The sequence below is a fragment of the Slackia piriformis YIT 12062 genome, assembly GCF_000296445.1.
Classification (GTDB): Bacteria; Actinomycetota; Coriobacteriia; order Coriobacteriales; family Eggerthellaceae; genus Slackia; species Slackia piriformis.
In genome coordinates this window covers 109743-135671 of record NZ_JH815199.1, presented here as the reverse complement: position 1 = coordinate 135671, position 25929 = coordinate 109743, and the positions used below count along the sequence as shown (strand labels likewise).

General features: G+C 56.6%; 21 protein-coding genes. 2 read left to right on the top strand and 19 right to left on the bottom strand.

All coding sequences use genetic code 11. The features are described 5' to 3' along the window. Positions 1-87 precede the first annotated feature (87 nt). From HMPREF9451_RS08460 to HMPREF9451_RS08425, 8 genes are all read right to left on the bottom strand, one after another. Positions 88-801, bottom strand: a complete 714-nt coding sequence (locus HMPREF9451_RS08460) for a LytR/AlgR family response regulator transcription factor (RefSeq protein WP_040626906.1) — start codon at positions 799-801, stop codon at positions 88-90. A gap of 345 nt (positions 802-1146) precedes the next feature. Continuing rightward, the gene (locus HMPREF9451_RS08455; protein WP_009139877.1) at positions 1147-2445 is read right to left on the bottom strand and encodes a GAF domain-containing sensor histidine kinase; all 1299 of its coding nucleotides are present in this window, start codon (positions 2443-2445) and stop codon (positions 1147-1149) included. A gap of 12 nt (positions 2446-2457) precedes the next feature. Then, positions 2458-3282, bottom strand: a complete 825-nt coding sequence (locus HMPREF9451_RS08450) for a sulfite exporter TauE/SafE family protein (protein ID WP_009139876.1) — start codon at positions 3280-3282, stop codon at positions 2458-2460. A 3-nt stretch (positions 3283-3285) separates the two neighbouring features. Next, complete coding sequence (locus HMPREF9451_RS08445; protein WP_009139875.1) at positions 3286-4569, bottom strand: glycosyltransferase family protein; 1284 nt, start codon at positions 4567-4569, stop codon at positions 3286-3288. Between the two features lie 389 nt (positions 4570-4958). Next, on the bottom strand, positions 4959-5549 hold the full coding sequence (locus HMPREF9451_RS08440) for a QueT transporter family protein (RefSeq protein ID WP_009139873.1): 591 nt from the start codon (positions 5547-5549) through the stop codon (positions 4959-4961). Positions 5550-5738: 189 nt separating this feature from the next. After that, positions 5739-6443, bottom strand: coding sequence for a DUF805 domain-containing protein (locus HMPREF9451_RS08435; protein WP_009139872.1), 705 nt, complete (start codon positions 6441-6443; stop codon positions 5739-5741). A gap of 210 nt (positions 6444-6653) precedes the next feature. Beyond that, complete coding sequence (locus HMPREF9451_RS08430; RefSeq protein ID WP_009139871.1) at positions 6654-8240, bottom strand: sensor histidine kinase; 1587 nt, start codon at positions 8238-8240, stop codon at positions 6654-6656. Between the two features lie 93 nt (positions 8241-8333). After that, positions 8334-9044: a response regulator transcription factor gene (locus tag HMPREF9451_RS08425; protein WP_009139870.1), complete on the bottom strand. Its 711-nt coding sequence runs from the start codon at positions 9042-9044 to the stop codon at positions 8334-8336. Between the two features lie 425 nt (positions 9045-9469). Here HMPREF9451_RS08425 and HMPREF9451_RS08420 point away from each other — a divergent pair, with 425 nt between their 5' ends. Next, positions 9470-10735: a hypothetical protein gene (locus HMPREF9451_RS08420; protein ID WP_232204113.1), complete on the top strand. Its 1266-nt coding sequence runs from the start codon at positions 9470-9472 to the stop codon at positions 10733-10735. 904 nt (positions 10736-11639) lie between these two features. On the opposite strand, the gene purB is transcribed toward HMPREF9451_RS08420, so the two are convergent. The 10 genes from purB to HMPREF9451_RS08370 form a co-directional block, all read right to left on the bottom strand. Further along, a complete protein-coding gene (gene purB, locus HMPREF9451_RS08415) occupies positions 11640-12983 on the bottom strand; it encodes an adenylosuccinate lyase (protein ID WP_009139868.1) in 1344 nt (447 codons plus the stop codon). A gap of 26 nt (positions 12984-13009) precedes the next feature. Next, entirely contained in the window at positions 13010-13690 is a 681-nt protein-coding gene (locus HMPREF9451_RS08410) for a potassium channel family protein (protein ID WP_009139867.1), read from the bottom strand. 163 nt (positions 13691-13853) lie between these two features. Next, positions 13854-14513, bottom strand: a complete 660-nt coding sequence (locus HMPREF9451_RS08405) for a potassium channel family protein (RefSeq protein ID WP_009139866.1) — start codon at positions 14511-14513, stop codon at positions 13854-13856. A 57-nt stretch (positions 14514-14570) separates the two neighbouring features. After that, on the bottom strand, positions 14571-15296 hold the full coding sequence (locus HMPREF9451_RS08400) for a hypothetical protein (RefSeq protein WP_009139865.1): 726 nt from the start codon (positions 15294-15296) through the stop codon (positions 14571-14573). Between the two features lie 371 nt (positions 15297-15667). After that, the gene (locus HMPREF9451_RS08395) at positions 15668-16096 is read right to left on the bottom strand and encodes a PspC domain-containing protein (RefSeq protein ID WP_009139864.1); all 429 of its coding nucleotides are present in this window, start codon (positions 16094-16096) and stop codon (positions 15668-15670) included. A gap of 9 nt (positions 16097-16105) precedes the next feature. Then, positions 16106-16996, bottom strand: coding sequence for a PspC domain-containing protein (locus HMPREF9451_RS09745; RefSeq protein ID WP_009139863.1), 891 nt, complete (start codon positions 16994-16996; stop codon positions 16106-16108). A 31-nt stretch (positions 16997-17027) separates the two neighbouring features. Then, entirely contained in the window at positions 17028-18359 is a 1332-nt protein-coding gene (locus HMPREF9451_RS08385; protein WP_009139862.1) for a hemolysin family protein, read from the bottom strand. A gap of 81 nt (positions 18360-18440) precedes the next feature. Further along, the gene (gene trhA, locus HMPREF9451_RS08380) at positions 18441-19271 is read right to left on the bottom strand and encodes a PAQR family membrane homeostasis protein TrhA (protein WP_009139861.1); all 831 of its coding nucleotides are present in this window, start codon (positions 19269-19271) and stop codon (positions 18441-18443) included. Positions 19272-19322: 51 nt separating this feature from the next. Continuing rightward, positions 19323-21389: a PH domain-containing protein gene (locus HMPREF9451_RS08375; RefSeq protein ID WP_009139860.1), complete on the bottom strand. Its 2067-nt coding sequence runs from the start codon at positions 21387-21389 to the stop codon at positions 19323-19325. Between the two features lie 2 nt (positions 21390-21391). Then, complete coding sequence (locus HMPREF9451_RS08370; protein ID WP_009139859.1) at positions 21392-21883, bottom strand: PH domain-containing protein; 492 nt, start codon at positions 21881-21883, stop codon at positions 21392-21394. 251 nt (positions 21884-22134) lie between these two features. Here HMPREF9451_RS08370 and HMPREF9451_RS08365 point away from each other — a divergent pair, with 251 nt between their 5' ends. Then, positions 22135-23640, top strand: coding sequence for a Mur ligase family protein (locus tag HMPREF9451_RS08365; protein WP_009139858.1), 1506 nt, complete (start codon positions 22135-22137; stop codon positions 23638-23640). Positions 23641-23860: 220 nt separating this feature from the next. Here HMPREF9451_RS08365 and asnB read toward each other — a convergent pair whose 3' ends face one another. After that, complete coding sequence (gene asnB / locus HMPREF9451_RS08360; protein WP_009139857.1) at positions 23861-25726, bottom strand: asparagine synthase (glutamine-hydrolyzing); 1866 nt, start codon at positions 25724-25726, stop codon at positions 23861-23863. Between the last annotated feature and the right edge of the window lie 203 nt (positions 25727-25929).

Below are 25929 nucleotides of genomic sequence, written 5' to 3'. Positions count from 1 at the left end.
TAGTTTTCCATCAGGCTTTCCGCGCACAAAAAAACGCCGCACCCTGCAAGGATGCGGCGCTGCTATTCACCTCAAGAGAAGGCAGCCTTAAAGACCCAAAGCCTTCTTCAAGGAAGACACACGGCGGCGAGAAACGGGAATCTTCTCCTCCACGCCATTCAGGGTAAGAAGGAGCGTTCCGCCCGTGACGGGCTCGACCTCCTCAACCATGGCCAAATTGACCAGGTAGCCGCGATGAACGCGGAAGAATCCATGGCCGTCGAGGCGCTTTTCGAGCTGAGCCAACGAGACCGTGGAGAAATAACGATCGGAATCGGTTTGCAGATACGCATAATCATCGCGCGCCATAACGTAGCGAATGCTGTCGATGGCGATGAGAATCTTCTTGCCGCCCTTCTCGACCGGAATGCGCTCGGACTGGGTTGCCTTCACGTGCAGGGTTACGTATTCGGCGGCGCGATTGACGGCTTGATGCAAACGATCGATCTCGACAGGCTTTACCAGGTAATCGACAGCATTGACCTTGAAGCCTTCAAGAGCATGCTCGCTATACGCAGTCACGAAGATGACCGCAGGGGGGTTCTTCAAACGCTGCAGAGCATCGGCGAACTGGATACCCGTGACCTCGGGCATGCTCACGTCGAGAAACAGCACATCGACGGGATAGCTCTGCATTTTTTCGATAGCCTCGCGCACGCTTGCCGCCTCGGCCAAGACTTCAACCCCGCCGACTTCCCCCAAAAGGTAGCGCAGCTCGGAGCGAGCGGGGGCTTCGTCGTCTACGATAATTGCATTAAGCAAAACATCCTCCATCACCCTTAGCAAGCAAAAGCCTGCCAAACACTGTTCCTGCATATTAGCCGAAAACATATGCCCCGTGAATAGTTTGGACGGGAATGAGACAGGATGGGCATCATTGGATGGCAAGTTATTGGTTTTATATGATGAAAAAACCATTTACCGACGTTATTGCGCCGTTTGTTTCACACGTCCTACCGTCCGCCGAGAGACGGCACGAACGAAAAAGCACCCGCCATGCCAGAAACAGTCCGCCTTCCGCTCCTGTGCCGAGGAAAGCGGAAAACAGCCAAAAGGCATGCGCGAGTGCTTCTTCGAACAACGAGCAACCCGGTTCGCGTTCAGGCGCTAATCATCAAGAAGGGCGTCTTTCAAAAACATCGTGACACATGTGCCATTGCCAGGAAGCGATTCCACCTCCATGCACGACTCGGTGCCGTAATAGCCCGTAAGGCGCTCGCTGATGTTCTTCATGGCTATGCCCAGGCCCTTCGACGCCTCGGGGCTCAAGAGCTTGCGCTGCTGCTCGGCATCCATGCCGATTCCGTCGTCCGCGACGGAGATATACACGTCGTCGCCTTCGCTTCGCGCCGTCACCTTAATCGTAAGCTTGCCTTCTTGCGGCATAGCATGACGCACGGCGTTTTCAACCAGAGGCTGCACCATGAACGCAGGAACCATCAGGTCTTCCAGGCCAGGCTCGACCTCTACGTCCATGAAGAGGCGCTCCTCCCCGAAGCGGGCGATCTCGAACGTGAAATAACGCATGGTCTGGTCTACTTCGCGCATCAGCTCAACCAAGTCTTCCGAATTCTCAAGCGTGCGACGATAAAAGATAGCGAACTCCCTCAGAAGCATGCGAGCGCGCTCGGGGTCGGTGCGCACGAGAGAGGCAATGGTGTTGATAGTATTGAACAGGAAATGCGGGTTAATCTGGGATTGAAGCGCTTTGAGCTCCATGGTGGTAGCAAGCTTGGTCTGCTGCTCAAGCTCAACGGCGGCAATCTGGGTGGACATGAGCTCGCCAAGGCCCTCCGCCAGGGCCACCTGGGTTTCGGTAGTATCGCTCGGATGGCGATAGTAGAATTTCAACGTACCGATGATGGCTTCGCCGCGGCGAAGAGGCACGATGATGCCCGCGCGCAAATGCTTGACCGAATCGGGAAAACCTATTTCGCTCGGAGAGTGGAGCACGCGAATCTGCCCATCTTCAAGAGTCGCATGCGTGGCCTTCGTGCGGATGGAAGAACCAGCCGCGCTTGACTCTTCTCCCAAACCGGCGTAGCCGAGGATGTGGTCTTTGTCCGTGATCGCCACGGCGTGGGCGCCCGTGGCCGGAAGCAGCAGCCTGCACACCTTCTGAGCCGTATCAACGCTCAATCCCTCCTGAAAACACGCAAGCGTTTCGGAAGCAATCTTCAGAATAGTGTCCGACTGGCGCGCACGCACGCTATCGGGATTCAGGTGAAGGTATATCAGAAGCGCCACGCAAACCGTGAACGTCACGCCCGCGAACACGTTCATGTCGCCGAAAGAATCGGGCTTTGCGGTAGCAATCACGATTGCCGCGGCCGACACGGTAGCCGCTGCGAACAAAACCAGGTCAAGCAGCTTCGCGTAATTGCCCTTTACGCCCAAGATGTTCATGGAAACCTCCTTCTAGCCAATGAGGCCAAGTTCGTTTGCCACCAGCACAAGCGCCATGACAAGAAGAAAACCGGCGAAAACGAAGCGCAACGTACGCTCAGGAACCTTTTTCACCATGCTCGCTCCCACAAAAGCGCCGGGAATGCTTCCTGCCGCCATTGCGATGCCGAGCAGAAAATGAATATTACCAAGGAGGGCCTGCTCGATGGTTCCGGGAACCGAAAGTATGCATACGGCGATCAGGGATGTTCCCGATGCCAAGCGCATCGGAATGGAAAGCAAGGTCATGAAAAGCGGCACCATGATGAAGCCTCCGCCCACACCGACATAGCCGCTCAGAAGACCGGCAACGACGCCAATGAGCGCAACCTTCGCGCAATACGCAGGCGTAAGCTTAATGGAGGGAAAACCCTCTTGCCGACCCTGCGTTTCGGGGACTTCTTTCTTTTTTTCTTGTTCTCCTTTTTTGGGAGCCGCCAAGGCTTTTCGGAACATAGTGATAGAAGAATACGCAACAACCAGGGCCGTTGCTCCCATGATGGCCCACCCCGGAGACTTCGTTGCCGCCCATACTCCAACAGGGGAAAGGCAGGCTCCGGCCAGTCCGCACAGCAGGCCGACGCGGGGCAGGCTCGTTTTGTTGCGAGCATGCTTCACCAGCCCCGATACGGACGTGGGAATGATGGTGAATAATGATGTAGCCGTAGCCTGAATGGGGTCAAGACCGAACGCCAGCCGGAAAAGCGGAACCATGATGGTGCCGCCGCCGATGCCCAAAAGCCCCGAAAGAAGACCAACGACGATGCCGACGAGCGCAGCGATGATGAACGTGGCCATGCGCTACTCACCTGCACCAAGGTTCAGACGAATCTCTGTCGTTTCTCCCGGGCTGATGCTTCCTGCATCATGGCGCATCTGCTCCATGCGCTGCTGCTCCTGGTTGCTCGATTGAACCAGAATGCCCTGCATGATCACGTCGTTTTCGAAGCGAGACATGATGGCCGGCCATTTGAATTGGAATTCGAAATACTTCGAGCAGTGGGTTTCGGCGTATTTCGCCGCCTCGCCCGTTGCCGATTTGGCCGCCTGTCTGTAGCCCCGGCCATCCGGTCGCCCGATAGAGCGCAGCAACGCCGTGCGCCTGATTCGCTTCGTTATGTTCGACTCCAAAAACGGTCCCGGATACGGCTGAAGCGACTGCGGCTTAATCTGCAAAAGGTCGATCTGCGTGCGTGCATATTCGATTTTGCGATACTCGTAGAGCCAACGGAAGATATCCTGGCGAAAACGCAGCCCTTCACGCGGCGTTGCGGGAGGAAGGTGGCGCATCACCCATTGGTTGTCGAACCAGATATCGCTACCGTACATGCGAAGGTCGAGCATGTAGTCGAGGTCTTCGCCGCGAGCGACCCAGGGGTCGAAAGATACGCGTCGAAACGCCTCTTTATGCAAAGCAAGGCAGCCGCCGCAAACGTGGTTCGAGCGGGAAAGACGCGGACCCGCCATGGCCTTGGTGATCCAAGCGTTGAAAGCCTTGCCCTGCTGCCAGAAATGGTCGTACCACTTCGTTGGCTTATTGGAAAGGAAGCTGCCCTCCTCGTTGAGGTAATACCCCGTCTTTGCCAGAATGGGCACGCCTCGGCGAGTCAGCTTCCCAAGACCGTACATGGCCTTCTCGAGAAACGCCTCGTCCTCCACCACGGAATCGTCGTCGAGAAAGACGGCGGCATCGAAATCGAGCATGTTCGCAACCAAAAGGCCAAGATTTCTTACCGCACCATAACCGGAAAGGCCTATCTCGTTGCGGACGGGAACGCCCAACTGCTCCATACGCTGCCTGATCAGCGCCAGCTCAGGAGCGCCGACAACCGTAATGCTCAGGTCGGAAAAGTACTCAGCGATCGACCTTGCCTTGCTTGCCGCCTGGTTCTCAATGGAAGGCTCGGCCGCGACAAGAATGACGATATGACCCAAGCCTCGTACTTTTCTCAACGAGTCAAGGCAGCGAGGAAGCTCCCCTTGCGACGAAAGAGACGTAGTATGATCGTAGGTCGAAGTGACCTGGCCCACTTCGGCATGGCGGCGCGCCGAGATAAAGACAGGAATCAAAATGACAGGGTTCATACGCTTCCTTCTATAACGGGTATCCGGCGCAGCGAACGCGTTCTTGGACGCCCTCCGACATTGCCTTCCCATTCTACCCCTTCGGCCATCGTCGACCTAAAAAACCGTCGAACAGACGAAGAGCACACTGCCTTGCGCGGCAACCGTTTGCCCGCAAATTCGCCCAAGCGCCTGCGATGCCGTCTTGGAATTCACGATGCCCAGGAAAGGCCATGGTTCGAAGGCCCTCGACGACTTCGGACACAAAAAACCCGCGCCGTTGGGGAGCGCGGGCAAAATCAAGGGGCTATTTTCGGACTCGTCAAAGGGCGCAGCCTTCGAGGAGGCGCTTAACCCGTCAAGAAACAGAGTCCTTGAAAAGATGGCCAAATCCGTCGGGAGGCTGATTCCTAAGAAAGATTCTTGAAAATGTTCGCCTTGCCAAGAGCTTTCAGGAGCGGCATGCCCAGAGCATAGACCACGACCGCCTCACCTACGCCCGTAGCGACAAGGCCGAACAGATACATAGGAATGTATGCGCCGTCCAGGCTGATCGTCGTGAAGGGAATGGTGTAGAAGCCCAGACCCTGCAGGAGGATGGGGAGGTAAGCAGGGACGATGACGGCATTGGCGATTACCGGACCCAGCAGCGCAATTGCCGGACGCGAGGCGAATTTACGGCACCACAACGCTCCGACCAACGTAGCGAGCGAGCCGAACACCACGTCGAGCAAGCCGAGCGCGCCCGTGCCTGCAATAACCATGTTGGCAACATTCGCCACGATGCATCCGATGGTAAGTCCCGGAACGGCGGCGGGGGTCAAGACGGCAAGAACGACAAGCGCCTCGGAAATGCGGAACTGAACCGGCCCCCATGCAAGACCCTGCAAGAGCACGAGTGCAGCGAGCGTGCACGCCGCATACACGGCAGCGATCATGCCCGCCTCAGCAACGTAAGACGTGCGCGCCGAAGACGCGCCTTTAACGGCAGCTTTTTCCATGTGATTCTCCTTTGTTCCGCGCGCGGAAAAAACCGCACGGGCTATGGGCAACGAATAAGCAAGCGAAGCACAGGGCCCAACGATGCACCTCGCGAATGCGCAGTATAGCAGATGACGCGCTTCAAAGGAGAACAGCAAACGACCCCGAGCATTCAGCTTCGGGGTCGTTCTCAAACGTTTCGATAGGCGCTATTTCGCCTGATCTGCTTTTTTCGCCGCTTCGCGCTCGGCCTTCAGCTGGGCAATGGGCTTGGAGGCATCCTCGCGCTCTTTCACTTTCGCCGCCTCTTCTTCGGCCTGTTTCTGAGCCTCTTCGGTGGAAACCTGCGGCTCTTCTTCCTTCTTGCCGAAGAAGCGCTTCGAACGCGTCTTCTTCTTTTCTTCTCGAGCCGCTTCCTTCTCGGCAGCACGCTGGTTGTTCGCGTTGGTGACGAGGTGCTCTTTCACCTGCTTTGGGTGCTTCTTCATCATTTCCATCTGGTATTCGCGACGAACCTTGCGAATCTTGGAGAAGTCGAGCCAGACGGCTGCGATGATGAACGCGTACGCGGGGATGATGCAACCCCACGAAGCCCAAACCACTCCAGGGAGCAAATTCGGCAAGACCATGCCGAGCACCGTCAGCACAATGGCGGCGATCAGGCAAAACCACCAGATGCGACGCAGTTTTTTATAGCGTTCGGTAGGGGGATTGTAGAACATGCGGTCGAGCTCGGCCTGTTTTGCGCGCTGCTGCTTCTTGATGGCCTTCTTCTCCTGAGGGGTGTGGCCGCTCGGCTTGATGTAGACGCTCGCGGCGGCTTTGCTCTTGGGCTTTGCGGACGCAGCGGACTTTTTGGTTTGGCCCTTGACCTCGCTTTGATAGCGGTCGTTCATCGGATTACGTTGAGACACTTGGGATTCGTCCTTTCCAGGCGCTTAAGCGCATTTTTTTTCGTAACAAGGAATAATGCCAAAGCAAGCAGCGCATCGCAAGTCTTAAGACCCGCCGTTTAGCCGCTGTAACCTGCAACAACCGCGCATATCGCAGGCCTTTGCGCGCCACGCAGACGAATCGCCGCAATACGAGCTGCCCTCAAGCCGCAGAGAGATGCGGTTCGCGCGCTACCTGCGGCCTTTTTGCCTATGGCCCTGCCCCTTGCCTTTCTGCTCCTTCTCCTTCTGCGCCTTGATGCGCTCAAAGTCGTACAAAGGAATATGGATGGTGAAACAGGCGCCTTCGCCTTTCTTGCCCTCGACCTGAATCCAGCCTCCGTGACGATCGACGATTTCCTTGACGACAGCCAGGCCGACGCCAAGACCGCCGCTTTGACGCTGGCGGCTTTCTTCAGCACGCCAGAATCGGTTGAAGACCATTTTGCATTCCTCGGGCGAAAGGCCGATGCCCGTATCCTTCACCGAAATGGAAGCCATGATGTCGCCCTTGCGGACCTTGACCGTAATCTTTCCAGGAGCAGGGGTGTAGCGCACCGCATTCGAGATGAGGTTAGCCGTGGCCTGCCTGAGCATATCGCGATCGCCATACACCATGACCTCGTCTTCGGCGTCGAACTCGAGAGTGAGGCCGGCATCGTTGACGAACGCCTCGTGGGAGAGGGCCAAGGGCCTGATGAGCTCACCGACGTTGATGACCTCTTCGTTCATGGGAGTAGAGCGGCTCTCAAGGCGCGAAAGGCGCAGAAGAGCATCGACTAGCCTTCCCAACCTCCTCACTTCGAGGTTGATAGTGCCGAGGCGTTCCTCGTCCGGCTCGAACACGCCGTCGACGATGGCCTCGACCGTGGACTGGATCGCCATAAGCGGCGTGCGCAATTCATGGGCCACATCCATCGTGAGCCTGCGCTCGAGCTGCTGATTCTTCTCGACGCTTTCCGCCATGGCGTCGAACGTCTTTCCCAATTCGGCGATTTCGTCATCGCCTTCGAGATTCGTACGCGCCGACAGGTCTCCTTCTTTGATGGCCGCAGCAGTGCGCGTCATGCGGTTGATGGGGTCCACCAGACCGCGCGCGAACAAGAAGCCTATGCACGACGCAAGCAAAACCGAAAGTACGGCAGCGAAGGCCATGGCCTGGTAACTCTGGTTTCTGAACGTCTGGTCGGCTTTCGAAAGAAGAACCTCCGAGCCGTAAACCCACATATGGACCGATCCGACAACTTTGCCGTTGCTCAAGACGATAGACGACGTAGCCATTTTGTCGTTGCCGTTCGGGGCAAAGGATTCTTCGTTAAGAATATTGGGGCCAAAACCGTCAGATGACCCGCTATTAGGAAGGGACGAGTCGTAGACAACCTGGCCCGTCTGCATGCTTGAAACCTGAATACCCATGCCGGGCTGCAGTGCATGTGCCGATTGAGCAGGCTGGACATCGTCAATCCCTATTGCCGGATACGTTCCTCCCCCCGCTTCGCGGATTTCCTCTATAGCGGTTTCGTGATTCGCTTCGTAGAGGCTCGCAACGCTTTTCGCCGTTGCATCCGCAAGCTCTTGAACGTTCTCTCTCGTATACGCCTGGAAATGCTGCTCCCATACATACGAAAGCACGCCCATAGCCACGACGACGGTCATCATGGCCACGAGCGCGAATGTGCACGTGACACGCGTTGTGTACGAACACTCGAATATTCTGTCACGAACGCGCGCGAACGCGCCCTTATGCTCTTTGCTGGGTTTCTCGGACGAAGACACCATGGCGCAGACGCCACCTCCTCGCGATATGCGGCATCATCAAACAAGGCCCGGCCCAAAGAGCCGGGCCTTGCCGTGCCCAATTCTAATATGGAATTATCCCTGCTGCTTCGTGGGATCTTCGAAGCGATATCCGACGCCGTGAACTGTGTGCAGCCATTTCGGATTGCGAGGGTTGTCGCCGATCTTGGCGCGCAGATTCTTAACGTGAGAGTCGATGGTGCGCTCATAGCCCTCGAAGTCATAGCCGAGGACCTTCTCCACAAGCTCCATGCGCGTATACACATGGCCGGGGTAGCGGGACAACGTGGTGAGCAGCTTGAACTCGCTCGCAGTAAGATCAACCTCTTCGCCGTTGACCAGGACTTTATGGCCGGAAACGTCGATGGTCAGCTCGCCGAATTCAAGCACTTCGCGCTGAGGCTCGGAATCCACATGAGCGCGGCGCAGAAGAGCGCGCACGCGCGCAACCAGCTCGCGAGGAGAAAACGGCTTGACGAGGTAGTCGTCGGCGCCGAGCTCGAGGCCGATGATACGGTCTCCCACATCGCCCTTCGCAGTCAGCATAATGATGGGTACGTCGGAGTTGTCGCGAATCGCGCGGCATACGTTCTCGCCCGGAACGCGCGGAAGCATGAGGTCCAAAACGACCAGGTCGAAATGATGCCTACCGAATTCTTCCAAGGCTTCCTGACCGTCGCCGACGGCGGTAACCCAATAGTTGTCACGCTCAAGAAAGCCAGCGACAGCATCGCGAATGGCCTTTTCGTCTTCTACAAGTAGGATGCGACGAGTTTCATTACTCATAATTAGCACTCCTCATACAGTCTCGGGGGCGTCCCTTGGCTTTTGTCTTAGACTTTGCCAAGCCCGGTTTGCGTTTATTGTAACGATTCGCAATGCCATAGACGCTTCCTGGTAACAAAATGACACAATAAGCGTCTATGGCTGAAAGAAAACCAACACCACGACGTACGCCCTCCACGCGCTCTCCTCATGTAAGGACGGCGCGCCCCGTCGGAGGCTCCTCGCCCTCGCGCGCACGCAGGGCTTCTGTCGGCATTTCCTCAAGCAGGGCGTCGAGACATACCGCAGGCGGGCGGGGCGGACGCGTTCGAGATACGCGTCCCGCAAGCGTAGGCCTCGGCCCGTTGGCGAAAGGCGCCTCGAGCGCAGCTTTCAAAGCCAGCCACGCCGCAACCGCGCGCGCGGCCAATGCCTCACGTCCGAAAATGAGGCAGGCGCCAAACGCCCTCAACGAACAAGTCCGCATTCCCCTGCCCGAAGGCAAGCACACCACGCTCACGCGCCGACAGCTCATCGTCGGTGCAGCGGGAATAGGTGCGCTTTTCGCCATAGGTGCCGGAGCGCAAGTGGCCACAACAGCAAAAGAAGCGAGCAGCACGGTCGCAACGCTCGAAGTGTCGGAAGACGCCGTCGTCTCTTTGAGCGACGAAGGTGCGCTTTCCGCCATTGAGGGCGATGCGCCGCTGGCTCTGTCCGGCGAATACAAGCTTCCTTACGGGTCTTTGGTCTGGGCGAATTCAGACTCTTGCGCCGCGTGCCTTCTTCCCACCGAAGGGGCAGACCCCCTCTGCCAAGGAGCCATCCTCAATCTATCGGATGGAACGCTTACCACCATCCTGGAGGCGCCCGTCAGCACCGAACGAGGGTTCGATATCTGCGATATACGCTGCAACGAACATGGCGTCGTTTGGACCGAAGCAAACTGCCTCTCGGGCGAATGGCGCATCTACCAGGCAAGCGCTTCGGGAACGTCAATCGGGTCTCCCGTGCTGGTGGAAACCGGAACATCGGATTATGAAATACCCTATCTGTGCACCGCCGGCAATCGAGCCTTTTGGCAGGTCGTGCCCGCGTCTTCGGGCAACGCAAGCGCCGAAGACTCTCTTCTGAAATCGGCCTCATTCGGATCGTCCGATGTCCGCGAAGACTGGCGGTCGAAGGGGCGCATGGGAACCGCACCCTATTCCACCGGAGACGAAGTGGTCATAACGCCCCGCGTTGACACGACAGGCGTGTATTACCAGATGACGCTTCTTGATGCCGATAGCGGATCGAAGAAAGACGAACTCACGCTGCCCACCCCCATGAAGCCCCTTGATGCGGGATATGTGAATGGACGGTTCACGTTCTCGTTCGACGCTTCCTATCAAAATCAGGGAGGACTCAGCGGAATCGGAACGTTTGCCCCTATCGATCGCGGTGGTTCAAGCGGGTCGGAATGGTTCTGCTTCGACCGAAATCCCACCGCGGCCCCCGCATGGTCCGGCTCCTATTTCATGGTCAAATCAACCCGTACGGTCAGCGGAATAGACTTTGCCGCACGAACCTACTTTACCCTGCCATGCCCCGACGGATGCGACGACTACGGAGATTTCCTTGCGTCCACGGGCACCCACGATGTCATCGTCACCTACCTTGGCATGCCCTCGGACGACGACGCCCATACGCTCGTGCGCGTCTGGAAGGCGTAGCCTTTAGCGCAGCCTGCGTCTGAGGGCGCTTAATCTTAGTACGCCCTGTGCCTGAGGAACCTAGTCTTAGCATGCCCTGCGTTCGAGGACGCAGGCCCTAGCGTGCCCTGCGTCCGAGACGCGTAAGCCCTCGCATACTCCGCGCCTGAAAATGCACAGCCTTAGCATACCCTGGCATGCAAAGGCCGAGCTCCTCTCGTGGTCAAAAGAGGCGCATTTGGAGAACCTCAAACGCGCCAGACGACGGCCGTGGTCAAAATGGGTCTATAGGGAGACAATTTGCAGCTCAAAACCAACGGTTCTCCAATGCAATGGGGCTTTTAACTCTCTTATATGATGCTTGCGGCCGATAAACGGTATGTATTTCAATGCGAACGGTTTCTCCCTTTCTCCTAATGCGTCCTTTTTGACCACGAGTCGCAGTCTCCGGCTCTATCGTCTCCCGCCATGCTTGCGAACCCCGTTCGAGCCCTGCGGATTCAACTTTCCGCCCAGTCTCCAGCCTCCTTCTCACATACAACGCTTTTCGACTACGCAAGGCCGCAGCGGGTCAGTCGAGCCAAGCAGTGGGCTTTAGGCCCTGATACTTTTGGCCAAAGAGTTTTCCACTTAGTATTAGGAATTTGTTAATAATTTTTCTCTCTTTTAACTCTTATTTAGGTATTTATATTCTTGAGTATTAACTTTTATTTAATACTAACGAATGGAGGCATCCCCGCGGTACAAAAAACAAACAGCTGCCTTGGCGCGGCTACGCGCATGTGAGCAAAAATCGATAGCGCAAAAAACCGGGCCCGCACAATGTGCGAGACCCGGCTTTAAATGTCAGATATGTCGAAGAAAACACGGCTCAGCAGCGATAACACGAATACGTTCGAAACGCTATGCCGCCTTTGCCTCGTGATTAGAATTCAAGCTCCTTGAGCCTGCGGAATACCTCGCCCTTGCGCCCAAGGAATGCCCAGGGGTCGAAGATTTCGTCAAGCGTCTCCTTCGAAAGATTAGCTTCAGAATCGGCCTCGAGACGCTCTCGGTACGTCGGGCCGTCAACCGCATTCTGGATATCGCTCCATACGGCCATGGCGTTGCGCTGCACAATCACATATGCATCCTCACGCGTAATGCCCGTATCTACCAGGGCAAGAAGAACCTTGGACGAGTAAATCAGGCCGCGCGTACGGTTGATATTATGAATCATTCTCTCGGGATACAGCTGCAAGCCGTCAAGCATCCACTGCATCTTGCCGAACATGTAGTCGAGCGCCGTGAAGCTGTCCGCAAGAACGACTCGTTCCGCGCCCGAATGAGAAATGTCACGCTCGAACCACAAGGCGACATTATCAAACCCTACCTGGGCGTTCGCCTTCACTACACGGGCAAGGCCGCATACGCGCTCGGCCGTGATGGGGTTGCGCTTATGAGGCATGGCAGAGCTGCCCTTCTGGCCCTTTTTGAAAGGCTCCTCGGCTTCGATGACGTCGCTTTCCTGCATGAGACGCACCTGAAGAGCAATGCTTTCGAGCGTAGAGGCGGTCACGGCAAGGGCGGAAAGCACCTGAGCATGGCGATCGCGGGCAAGCACCTGAGTAGAAAGGGGATCTGCGGCGAGCCCCATCTTCTCGCACACGTACTGCTCGACGAAAGGATCGATGCTCGAATACGTGCCCACGGCGCCGGATATGGCCCCCGTCGCTGCAACCTCACGCGCCTGCAGCAGACGGTCCTGCGCACGCTTGAGAGCCCATGCCCAGCTGCCGAATTTCATGCCGAACGTCATAGGCTCGGCATGGATACCGTGCGTTCTGCCGACGCAGAGCGTGTCTTCGAACTCGAACGCGCGGCGCTTGCAAGTCTCGCCGAGCGCTTTAACGTCCTCAAGAATGACATCAATAGCCTGGGTAACCTGATACGAAAGAGCCGTATCGCCCAAGTCGGACGAAGTCATACCGTAGTGGACCCAACGGCTCGGCTTCTCCTCCTCTTCGGGAATCTCGGCATCGATATATTCCGCCATGCATGTCAAAAACGCGATGACATCGTGATTCGTAACCGACTCGATTTCGTCAATGCGCTCGACCTTGAAATCGGCGTGGCGGCGAATCCAAGCGGCCTCTTCTTTGGTTATGCCGCATTGGCCAAGCTCGGCCTGAGCCTCGCACGCCAGAATCTCTATCTCTTTCCAGATAGCAAACTTGTTTTCCGGCTCCCATATCTTCCCCATGGCGGGACGAGTATAACGAGGAATCATTTCTCCACCTTCCGTGATAAGCAGACTTACAGATTAGCGAAAAGGGCTCGAACGTCGTCGACGACATCATGTTCTGCGACAACAACAGCCTTGTCTCCGGGATAAAGAACGGCATCGACCGAGGCGATCTCGGCATCGCCGTCTTCACGACGGTCGATTGCAGCAAGAAGAGCGCCCTCCGGCAGGGCTATCATGTAGGCAGGAACGCCCGCCTCTGGGTCGAAATGCTTCATGCGAGAAGGAATTCCCAGCTCGATGAGGACAATGTCGCCGCGTGAGAGGGCCGACACGACGCCCACACTTCCCAAAAGCGCCTCTTCCTCAATCATGTTTGCGATAAGCATGGTGGAAGAAACGCTCTCGATTCCCACCTCGCGGAAAATACGGCGGTTTTTGGGATTGTTCACACGAGCGATGCATCGCGGAACGTTGAACACGCGAGTTGCAATCTCGCATGCAACCAGATTATCGTCGTCACGCCCCGTTGCGGCAACGAACACGTCAGCATTCCTGATTCCCGCGTCCTCCTGAAAGTCGGAGTCGCACCCGTCGCCATTGATGATGAGGTACTGACCCTGCAGCTCTATGGACAGGCGGTCAGCCTGCGCGCGGTTCGCCTCGAGCACAGCAACCTCGTGGCGCTGGTCGAGCAAGACACCCGCAAGGTAGCTTCCTACCTTACCGCCTCCCATGATTACGATGTACACTGCTTCCTCCTACGAATAGGCCGTTTACCAAACTCAACCGAACGCGGTCGCCATCGAACAGCGCATGCGAGCAAAAGCCCGCGCCAAAGCGAAAAACGACGCTCGAAGCGCGCTTGCCTCCCGCCACAACGTCTACGCCAGAACAAAGTGTACCCGCTGTATGTTACATCTGCATGTATTTCGAAAACGAACCGAGCAAATCATGGCGCACGCAGGCCAAAACGCTATCGCCGTGATACAGGACGCTATCTTTCGTAGGAATGGAACTCGCGCTACCATCGCGGCGCTCGAAGGCAACAATACGAATGCCATGGCTGCGTTCGAGCTCCGAAACACGCGCGAACTTCATTCCTACGACCGACAGATCGAGGGAAAAACGGAGAATCTCGAAATCCCCGAACGTATCCAGATGGCTGCCGTGGCCGGAAAGAATCTTGGAAAAAAGCTCCTCGGCGACAAGGGAGGTGCCGCATACGTAGTCAAGACCAAGCTGCATGTACGCGCGTTCGCGCGCAGGATTGTACAGGCGGGCGATAACATGAGGGACATGGAAGATTCGCCGGGCAACCTCTACCACCATAAGGTTGGAATTGTCCGACTGGGTAACCGCCGCAACAACATCTGCCTCTTCGACGCCGGCGCGAATCAGCACATCTTCATCGAATCCGAGACCTTGCAACGTTGTCCCGTTGAAATTTCTGCTCAGATTAGAAAACGCTTCGGCGTTGCGATCGACGACGCACACGTTGCCATCATTCTGAGAAAGCAACGTTGCAAGCTCCGAGCCAACACGGCCGCATCCGACAATAATGATGTTAGCCATATCGCACCTTCCCGAAACAAAAGATGCGCGAAATGCGCATCTTGGTAAACCCGATCTTTATAGGAATTTATAGTATACGTCTCGAACGCCCCAATCGTGAACATCCGACACCCCAAAGAGCCTCCAGCAGCCCGGGGCAAGATCAATCGCCCTGCCATAGCCGGCGAAGCCTCCGGTATCGGTCACCGTTGCAACGATGATCGTCTCACCATAGCGGATGGCCACAGGGTGCCCCAGAAGGTGCGACTGCGACTCCGGCACGGCAACCGTCAAGCCGTCCCATGTAAGAGGGACGCCAGAAGCCGTCGCGTCGGTTCCGAAATTGCCCTTGCCGTCGTCGTTGTCCGCATAGCTATATGCCGAAGCAGATCCGAGAGTCCACCCGTCGCTTTCGTCGGGAAGAATGTGAGGCGCGGTAGGAAGCGGGTCCATCGTGCCCAGCGCAAGGGCCGCTGCGACCGTGTTTTCATTGGTTACGTCATAGCCGGAAAGAACGATGACGGGATCGGGGTCTTTCACCGTAATAGAACGAGCAGCGGAAGAAGAGGCCGACGACGTGTTGGCAGAAGACGTTTCTATTCGCTCCGACGGTTCGGCCTTGTCGTCCTGGGAGACGGTGTTTTTCTGCACGCCAATGCCAATCGTGTCCGAATCAACATCGTAGGAAGCAATTGCGGGAGTCAGAGCAAAGACCGACACAGCAACAACCGCAATGACGGCGCAGCAAACGACCAGCGCGACAATCGCGCTGCGAGACAGGGTATGTGCCGTCTTCTGTGCCAACAAGCCTCCAATAATCAGCGGTCGTTTCGACCCAAGCGGACAAGGCGCAGGCAATACGTGAACGCATCCCGCGCTTGCGAAAAACTCCGCTATTGTACTCGATAAGCGCAGGCCTGGAGAAGACCTACCGACCGAATAAGAGGCGCAACAATACCAAGACAACACCTTGAACAGGCGTTTTGACGAATAGAACATGCTCTGTAGCGATTTTTTGAATTACCCCCGAGCAATCCGCTCGTCGCCCTTAAAGGGCCGCCCACCGACCGCAGCCTAACGAAAGCATGCATCGCGCAACCGCACGTGTGCCCTTGAGAAAACGCATGGGCACGCAGGGCTCTCGAGACCTGAGCCTTGTTGCCGCGACAACGATTCTACGCGTAAGGAACAACTATCGCTATAACCGCGTATGCAAGCAAGACCGTCGGGGCCGCAATGACAAGAAGGATCACCGCGATGATGCGAACGACCGTAGAGTCAACGCCGAAGTAATATGCTATGCCACCGCATACTCCCAAAAACCGGCGATCCTCCAGGCTACGGCGGAACGGGCCCCTCGGCCTTGACGAGGTGAAGCCGGCCAGCTTCCCACGCCTAGAAGCCCATACCAGATACACGCCCGCGACAACGAACGCGCTCGGCCATATAATTCCCCAAAGAGCACGCATAATCTGCCCGAGGCGAAACCATATATCGCCGGGGAAAACGTTTCCCGCCAAATTGAATACGCCGAGTACGATGAGCACGACGCCGAGAACGACCGCCATCCGCGGATGACGCGAGTTTTTCTGACTGTCCGCCATCAGCGCCTCCTAGGCCCAGGGATTGACATCGTATACGCGAACGCCGAGCGGCGTATTGATAACCGCGCGCTCCAACGGACCTGGAACAGCAAAAAGGAACACCACCGCCAGGCACACCACCACGATAACCAACGCAATGACAAGATCGAATGTGTCGTTGTGAAGCGACATCCTCATCAAAAGCAAACCCGCAATTACAAGCAGCACGGGCCACAGCTCGTCCACGGCAACGATGGCCGATTGCCAGGCAATAAGCCCCGTTGTCATAAGCAAGGCCACAACGCTCACGGACGCGATCGAAAGCCCCGCCGAAAATCGCCGGGTCCGTGACCCGCGGCTGGATGGAACAAGCATAAGCACGAAACCGGCAACGGTGAACGTCAGAGGCCACAACTGCCACCACATAACGCCTTCGACCACAATGTCGAAAACCACCACGACCTCAAGGGCCAAGATGACAGAGCCGATCCACACACAGAAGCGAGACCAGCCCGTCATGCCTACCATTTCGCAGGGACAATCTTCGGGCTTTTCCGCAGGCTGTGCCACGGAATCCTCCACCACGCGCCCCTCATCGAGCGAAAACCCGACAGGAGGAACAGGAGCCGCACCACGCGAGCGAGCTCGAGAGCGCACGCGCGAGTCGGAAGACGCGCAGCCTTCCGACTCGGCAGAAACATAGGCAGCGCACTCTATAGGAATAGACGCGTCAAGGCGCTTGGGTATGACAAGCCAAATAACCGCATACACCGGCAGCACAAGCCCAAACGTCACAATGGCGAAAAGAACGGCAAGAATGCGAACGACGAGAGGATCCACGTCGAAGCGATCGGCTATCCCAGCGCACACGCCGGCAATGGCCTCGTCGCCAGAGCGTTGGAGCTTCTTCGCCTCGGCCATACGGGCCCTCCTTATCGCATTCGCTGCGTTGCTACTCCTTGGCATCCTCGTTCTTTTGAGCTTCGGGGCTGGCCTCTTCGAGGCGCTTGACCCGTATTTGAGACACACGGCGACGCCTCATCTGCTGCACCTTGAAACCGTAGCCGCCGATGACGAACTCGTCGCCGAGCTGAGGAACGCAATCGAACGTGTTCATGAGCCATCCGGCGATCGTTTCGTACGATTCGCTCTCTTCGACAGGCAAGCCAAGCTCTTTCGCCTCATCGGAAGGGCACGACCCGGCAATAACCCATTCGTGGTCGGACAGCTGGGTGATATGCTCGTTTTCGCCGAAGTCCGTTTCGTCTATGATTTCGCCGACGATTTCCTCAACGATGTCTTCGATGGTAATTAAACCAGCGGTTCCACCGTATTCGTCGACGACAATGGCCATCTGTTGACGATTCGTTTGCATTTCGTTGAGCAGCGGAAGCAGGTCCTTGCTTTCGGGCACAAAGTCCACATCGGCAAGGTAATCGACAACCGCATCCGTCTCTCGGTCGTCAAGCAGAGGGTTGATGAGGTCTTTATAGCGAACAATGCCGATGACGTCGTCTTGATCTTCGTGAAACACCGGAAGACGCGAGTAGCCCGTGCCGCGCATGCGGTCGATAGCCTGCTTCACCGTTTCGGAGTCTTCAACCATGATCATATCGACGCGCGGGGTCATGACCTCGCCCGCCGTAGAATCTCCCAGGTCCAGAACCTCGTGAATCATGCGCTTTTCGTCATCGTCGAGCTCTTCGTTGTCGGCGACGATATAGCGAATCTCCTCTTCCGAGACATCCTGTCGATCGTCTGCGCTTTTAACGCGCATGATGCGCGCCAGCAGGTCGGCCGAAGCGGCCGTGAATCGAACGATGGGGCTGAATATCTTCTGGAAAATAGAGAGCGGGCCGGCGACGGCCTTCGAAACCGACTCGGCGGAGGAAAGCGCAATGCGCTTGGGGACAAGCTCTCCTATCACAATGCTGAAATACGACACGATCAAAGTGATCAGCACGGGGGCAAGGCCAGGCGCCACAAGCGCCAGCCATTCGACGCCGAACGAGGAAAGCCACTGGGAAAGAGGCTCCGAGAGGTTCGTAGCGGCGGCCGCGGAGGCAAAAAACCCGACGAGCGTAATGGCGACCTGAATGGTGGCGAGGAAGCGATCGGAATCGGCCGCGAGGTCAAGCGCTCGCGCGGCTTTTTTCGAACCCTCCTCTGCTTCCTTCTGAAGAACAACCTTGCGGGCATTGACGAGCGCCATCTCGGAGGCGGAGAAATACCCGTTGACAAGAATGAGGACAAACGTGACCAGAATGCTTATTCCAATGTCCATGAGGAAGCGTCACACCTTATCAAATCGCCGCCGACCAGGCGGAAAACCAAACCGCGTTCTTGCGCGGCACGTGCCGCATGATTACAGCACGTACAAAACAATGGAAAGGAACTGAAGAATGCTGCCTGCAAGCACCCATAAATGGAAAACCGTATGCATGTAGGGAATCTTCTTCAGCACGTAGAACACGCACCCGATGCTGTAGCAGATGCCGCCCGCCAGAAGCAGCATGAGCCCCGGAAACGCGAGGCTGGAGACAAGCGCGGGAAGGAACCCCACGACGCACCATCCAAGCAGCAAGTAGATGACCGCCGATATCCAGCGCGGCCTATACACCCAGAAGGCCTCGAAGGCAATGCCCACAATGGCTAGCGCCCATACCCCGATGCAGAGGAAAAGGCCATTCGAATTCGCGAGCGTGATAAGACAAAACGGCGTATAGCTGCCGGCGATGAAAAGATAAATCGCCGAATGATCGAGCACCTTGAACACCTTTTTCGCCGGCAGCGGAACCAACGCGTGATAAAGCGTTGACGCCAGGTATTCGAGCAGCATGGAAATGGTGTAAATAAGAGCCGCCGCCAAAGCAACGCCGCCGCCGTGAGAGACCGCAATCACGACGCAGATGGGAATGGCCGCCACGGCCAAAGCCGCACCGATTCCGTGGGAGATGGAGTTGGCAATCTCTTCACCGACGGTGTATTCGCGCGCGGGCTTCTTTTTCGAACGCGCCGACGAACGACGCGCCTTGGACGGTTCTTCCGGCACCACCGAAGAAGCCGGCAGGTCGCGAATGTCTTCAAACGAAGAAATCCGCCACGCATGAGACGCGGATGCAGAAGCGTCCGCCGTGTCCTTGGAAGGCTTGGAAAAGCCTTGCGAAGATGGGTTGTTTTCAGCGTTCGTGTTCATAAACGGCATTCTAGCATAGGAACCGAATCCGCCGATGACAGCGCCGATTCGTCATCGTTCAGTTACAGAAGACTCCGTCCGGGGCCTGATCCATTCAATCCACGCAGCGGCATCCTCCTCGGAAACATCCCACAACGCCTCCGTCGTGCCTCCGACGCCCGCAGCCGTACGCGCATTCACTATGGCGACATGTGCCATACGCTGAAACGGATTCGTCCTGATGAAGCCATACTGTATTTTCTTGCGCGGAATAATGGAGGTCTTCACGGACAAGCCGCCGTTCGTCATGCTCATGAAAACGCGGTTGCATCCCATGGCCGAACGCTTGTACCACAAAACGGCGTCTATCACATTCAAAGCAAACATCAGGATGAAGAAGCCGCAATAGACGAAAAACGCAATTTGTACGATAGAGAACAGCCCGGGATCCACAACAACCATTCCCGAAGCCGCCGTGTACACGAGTCCCGCATAGGCAGCAACCGCAACGACGAACAGCCAAAACGACACGCTGCGAATGACGCTGCGACGAACGATGGCGCGGCGAAGGGCAACAGCGGCGGGACGCACCGTCTCTTCCGGCACATGAGAGAATTCAGGCAGAACGCCGTCGAGTATTTCCGACACACGGGACACCTTCACGAATGGATGGATAACCAGGCCGCGCACCGATGAAGACTGCGCATTGGAATCTTCGGTGCTGAGCGAATCGATCTTGCCAACCGACAGCTCGCAATAACCGATCAGGCGGCGAACGAACGACTGCTTGATGACGACCGTCTGCACGCGATCGACATCGACGCCGTGAAACGAACGCTGCAGCAAACCATGCTCGACCTCAATGCGGTTTTCACGACGGCGGACCCTAAAGCCACCATACTGCACAACGGAGCCCACCACAGAAAAGGCCCAGAGAGCAATCACGCACAGCACCGCCCACAACGCCACTTCCCATGCGAACGTGTTGAACGCACCGCCGACGACCGACGCGGCGGCATCCGGAGAGGCTCCTTCCAAGGCCGTTCCCGCTATCATGCCCTCCACCGCGTCTTCCGTCCACGCCTGAATGCTTGATTCGAATATCTGCGCCACAAACGACGCCACGCCGATGATGCCGGCGATAATCACACCGAAATGCCCAGCAGCGCCCGAAAGGCCAGCGAAGAAAAGCTCTTTGTTGCTCAATCCCGTTTCGTATGAGACGGACCCCGTTGCAACCTCTTCTCCACCGAAGACGCCGCGGATGTCCTGCAGCACTTCGTCTGCACCATCGAGAACATTGCCCGAAAGCTGCGCCGCCGTTGAAGCGACACGCGCATCTGCCGCGGCGAATGCGGCGCTGGCCCGAACGGACGCGGGGTCTTCGCCGAAGGCGATACGCACGGCGCGCTCGTCGCCTGCGGCGTTCGCCATCATCCACGCGGAAGGAACGACCATGCCAGAAACAAACGCGTTGCCGAATTCGTCGACGGCGCCTCCTGCCAACAAAATCTTCTTGCGGCGGAATATCTCGGAACGCAAGGCTTCGGCCTCGGAGGTCTGCACGAACTTCAACATGATGGCGTCGTTGGATGCGCCGCCCGCCGTGTCAATCTTCACATCGCACACGCCCAGTATGCGCTGCAAAACCCCCGCCTGCTGATTGACCGATTGCACGCGCTGATACGGAACATGGCGGCGCTTCTTGTTCAAAATGCCTGAATACAGATTGAATTCCTCCGGCAGCAGTTCGTAGGAAAGATGCTTCCAGGAAAGCCACTGCACTAGAAACACCACGGCAAAAACGACTACCACCAGCACCATCACGCCGAGGGCAACAAAAGGCACGACGAGCAACGAGGACGGGGCTTTCGCGAGAGCACCTACGACGCTGCCGAACATGGATACGACCATAAGAACGGCAACGGTCATGGCGGCGCCCAATCCACCCAGCCAAACATAGGAACTATGCACTCGGTGCTTCCCCGGCCTCAAAGATTCGGGAACCAGCGCACGAGGGTCGCCGGGAGAAAGCCCTTCGGCGCCCGCGCGGGCGTAAGCGACAAGCTGGTCTCGATACGCGGCCCATTCGGGGTCCAAGGACGTGAAAGCGGTCCTTTGGGGATTCTCGCTCATCATGGCTACACGTCCTCCTGCGCAAGGCGCGCCTGAGTGGCAATGCGATCGCGCAGCATATCCGCCTCTTCGAAGGCAAGGCCGGGAATGACATGCTCTCCCGCCGCCGTTGAAACGGTGACGCTTGCTAGATTAAACATCCGCAAAATAGGGCCTTGCTTCGTGTCAGTGTTTTGCACGCGCACGAAGGGGATGACGAAACGGGCGCGCCAGATGATGCCGCGCGCTATGTCAAGCTCGTTTTCTCCCACCTCATAGCGCCAGCGCATATGCCGTATGGGAGGCAGGATGCCGACCATCACGACAAGCGCGACGACCCATGCGACCGTCATAGCCGCAACCACGATCCATGCCCACGAGGATTCCGGATCGACAAGGGCAATGATGAAAAAGGTGGCCGAGCAAGCTGCATAAGCAAGCGTCAGCCACAACGCATCGCTGATGCGCCATACGCTTTTCACTTTGGGGTCGAGCTGGTTTTTGGGAAGAGGACGCATTTATGGCTCCTTCCGAAGGTAGAGATACGCGCCATATGTCGGAGCACCCTTCGATAATACCGAGAAAACGTCAATTTTTATTTAAGAAACGCATCGCAATTCGTCAACGCTTTAAAACCCCCTGACGCAAAGCCACAGTCACAACTGCCGTGGAATCTTCTAGCTTATAACAGGAAAACGGCTTCGAGCCTATCCATTTGGGATAAGCTATATCGACACCGCATCAACAATCCCCGAGCGAATGGAGCACCATGCCCCCCTTGAAGGCGTTTCACGCAAGCGATGTCGTCGACAACCTCATGAGCAACGAATGCCGCGCACGACTCATCGGAGCCGACATCGCAATACAAGGCATGTCCATAGACTCCCGCGCAATAGAAAAAGGTTGCCTTTTCGTATGCAAGGGCGTCTCTTTCAAACCGCAGTTCCTTTCCATGGCACTTGCATCTGGGGCCTCCGCGTATATGTGCGAAAAATCGGCCGAAGAAGCCCTTGCCCGCGTAGCTCCGGGCGCACCGCATATCGTGGTTGAAGACATTCGCCGAGCCATGGCTCTGGCTGCAGCTTTCATGTATGACCATCCCGATCGCGCTCTTAACGTCATCGGCATAACCGGCACTAAGGGGAAATCGACCACCGCCTATATGCTGCGCTCGATTCTCGACGCCGCAAACATGCCCTCCTCCATCCTCGGTTCGATTGAAACCGACGACGGCCTGGTGCGTCATGAGAGCCACAACACCACACCCGAAGCACCCGACTTGTGGCGTCACCTGCATAACACCGAACAATCCGGCCGCAAGGTCATGGTCATGGAGGTATCCAGCCACGGCCTGAAATACGAACGCGTCCTAGGCCTTCATTTCGAAACCGCCTGTTTCCTCAATATCGGGCGAGACCACATATCTCCCGTCGAACACTCCGACTTTGAAGATTACTTCTCTTCGAAGCTCAAGATTTTCGACCAGTGCTCCACCGCTGTGGTCAATATCGATTCCGACCACAAGGACCGCATTCTTGATGCCGCACGCAAGGCTCAGCGCATCGTAACCTTCAGCGCCGAGCAAAGCGACGCCGACTACACCGCACGAAACATATCGCTCTCGGCAAGAGGCACGTCTTTCGACCTCATTGCGGAAGGAGAGACTAGAAAAATCGACCTCGGTATAGCGGGACGCTTTAATGTATCAAACGCTCTCGCCGCCATCGTCATGGCGCGGCTTTCGGGTGTCAATTTCGACAGCATAGAAAAAGGCCTTTCGTCCGTAAGGGTTCCAGGACGCATGGAGATTGTGGCCTCTTCGGATGAGGAAAGCCTCGCTATCGTCGACTACGCGCATAACGAGCTCTCTTTCAAGACGCTCTTCGAATCGGTAGAAAACGACTACCCAGGTCGAAAAATCATAGCGGTGTTCGGAGCCCCTGGAGGAAAGGCGGAAGAACGTCGCGAATGCCTTCCCCGCGTTGCCGCGCAATATGCCGATTTCGTTATTTACACCGAAGAAGACCCCGCGCACGAACGCGTGGAGGACATCTGCGCGGAACTTGCCGCAAACACGCCGTCCAACCTTTCCTACGAGGTCATCGTGGACCGCGAACAGGCCATTGAACAAGCTTTCCGAATTGCCGAAGGTCATCCCTCCGTCGTCTTGCTTCTGGCGAAAGGAGACGAAACAAGCCAACATCGCGGAGACCGCTATGTCGAAGTGGAAAGCGACCTTTCTATAGCAAAGCGAATTCTGACGAGTTGTCATTAAAAGCATCCGCCTTGCTCAGAGGCGCCCCAAGCCGCTGCCGAAAGAATTGCTCGCCTTTTTAGCAAGCGGCAAGCAGCCCAGGACATAGAAAAGCCGCCCTTCGTATCCCGTCTTTCTTCTACCGTGCCAAGAAGAAAGACGGGATACGAAGGGCGGCTTTCGTTTGCCTAAAATCGGCGCTAAAGCACTGCTCTCGGCCAAAATAGCGCGGTGGCAAGAATTACGCCGCGGACGAAACTCCCTGTTCATCGATGAAATAACGCTTGTACCAGATAAGGAACGTAAGCGCGGTGTAAATCTTGCGATGATTGAGCGCTTTGCCCTCGTAATGGTCATCCAGCATGGCCATGAGCTTCTTGGTGTCGAAGAACTCTTCGGCCCACGACGCGGTGAAATATTCCTTCACGTAATCGTAGTACTTCTGCTCGCGCAGCCAGAACTTCAGCGGAACCGGGAAGCCCTTCTTGGGGCGCGTTGCCCATTCGTCGGGCAGAACACGATTTGCCGCATGACGAAGCACCTGCTTGTTTCCACTCTCATTCACGCGGAAGGAAGCAGGAATGTGCTGAGCGAACTCCATGACCTTTTTGTCGAGGAACGGAACGCGCAGCTCCAGAGAATGCGCCATGCACATCTTGTCGGCCTTGAGGAGGATGTCTCCCGGTAGCCACATGTTCATATCCAGATATTGGCGCTTGGACAAATCGCAGAAATTCTGCACGCGGTCGTACACCGGCGCGCACAGCTCAAAGGCGTCGGGGCCCTTGGCATAGGCGGGCTTCACGACGTCATCGATTTCGTCGCTGCGATAGATGAACGCCTGGCCGGTGAACCACTTCTCCGGCATCTCGGCAGCCTTCAGCAAGAAGTTCCTGCCCTTGAAATACGGCTTGTTCTCGACGAACTTGCCCAGGCTGCGACGAATGCCGCGCGGAACAATGCGCTTGAATCGCGCAAGGGAGGGAACGTCTTCGTAATACGCATAGCCGGCAAACAGCTCGTCTGCGCCTTCGCCCGAAAGCACGACGGTGACCTGCTCGGCGGCCAGCTGGGCCAAAAACCACAGCGGCACGCTGGACAGGTTGCTCTGAGGCTCGTCCATGTGGTACTGGATTTCAGGCAGCGTGTTGAAAAACTCGTCCGCCGTCACCATTTTGCGGTAATTTTTGATGCCGAGCTTGTCGGAAAGTTCGGCCGCATAATTGGTTTCGTTGAAGTCTTTGTAGTCAAAGCCGACGGAGAACGTATTGTCGGGCATAAGGCATGCGGCAATGTAGCTTGAGTCAACGCCGCCGGAAAGGAACGATCCCACCTTGACGTCAGCTATACGATGCGCAGAAACGCTTTCATGGACCACCTGGTCGCATTCCTCCACATACTGGCCGAACGTCTTCGAGTCATCGTCGGAGAAATCGGCATCCCAATAGCGGCGCACGGACATTTCGCCCGAGGCAAGGTCGTAAGTGAAGCAATGCGCAGCGGGAAGCTTGTACACACCCGCGAAAAACGTTTCGTCCGTAGCGGGGAACTGCATGGTGAGATACGGGCGCAAGGCCTGCTTGTTGACCTCTTTCACAAAGTGAGGATGGTCGAGGAAGCTTTTGATCTCGCTGCCGAAAAGAAGGTCGTTTTGAGCCGTGCGGCAATAATAAAACGGCTTGATGCCGAAAATATCGCGAGCGCCGAACAGGCGGTTTTTCTTGGCATCCCAAATGACGAAAGCATACATACCGCGCAAGCGGTCGACAATTTGCTCTCCCCACTCTTCGTAGCCATGCAGCAGCGATTCTGTGTCGGTGCCGCTATGGAAAACGTAGCCCTTAGCTTCAAGCTCGCTGCGAATCTCCTGGAAGTTATAGATTTCGCCATTGAAGGTGATGACGACGGTTTCCTCGTCGTTGCGCATAGGCTGTTTTCCAGCCTCGCTCAAGTCAAGGATGGACAAACGGCGAAAGCCCAGCGCCACGCTATCGTTGATGAACTGATCGCCCATATCCGGCCCGCGATGGACAATGCGACCCATCATTGCCGCAAGAACCTGCTGCTTGTTTTCGACATCGCCGGTGAAGCCGACAAAACCGCACATAGGGTACCTTTCGTTGTAAAGCGAACGCGAGCCTAGCGGCGGTTTCGCCCGCCCGACAGCGCCTTCGCTTGCCATGCATCGTCAGGATGCCCCGCAAGCCATCCGACCGATTGCCTTTCGAAACGATGATTGTACCGCTTGCAAGGCTCCCTGTGAAAAACTGCGCCGTTTCCCTATGAGAAGAGCCCCATCGAAACATCTCG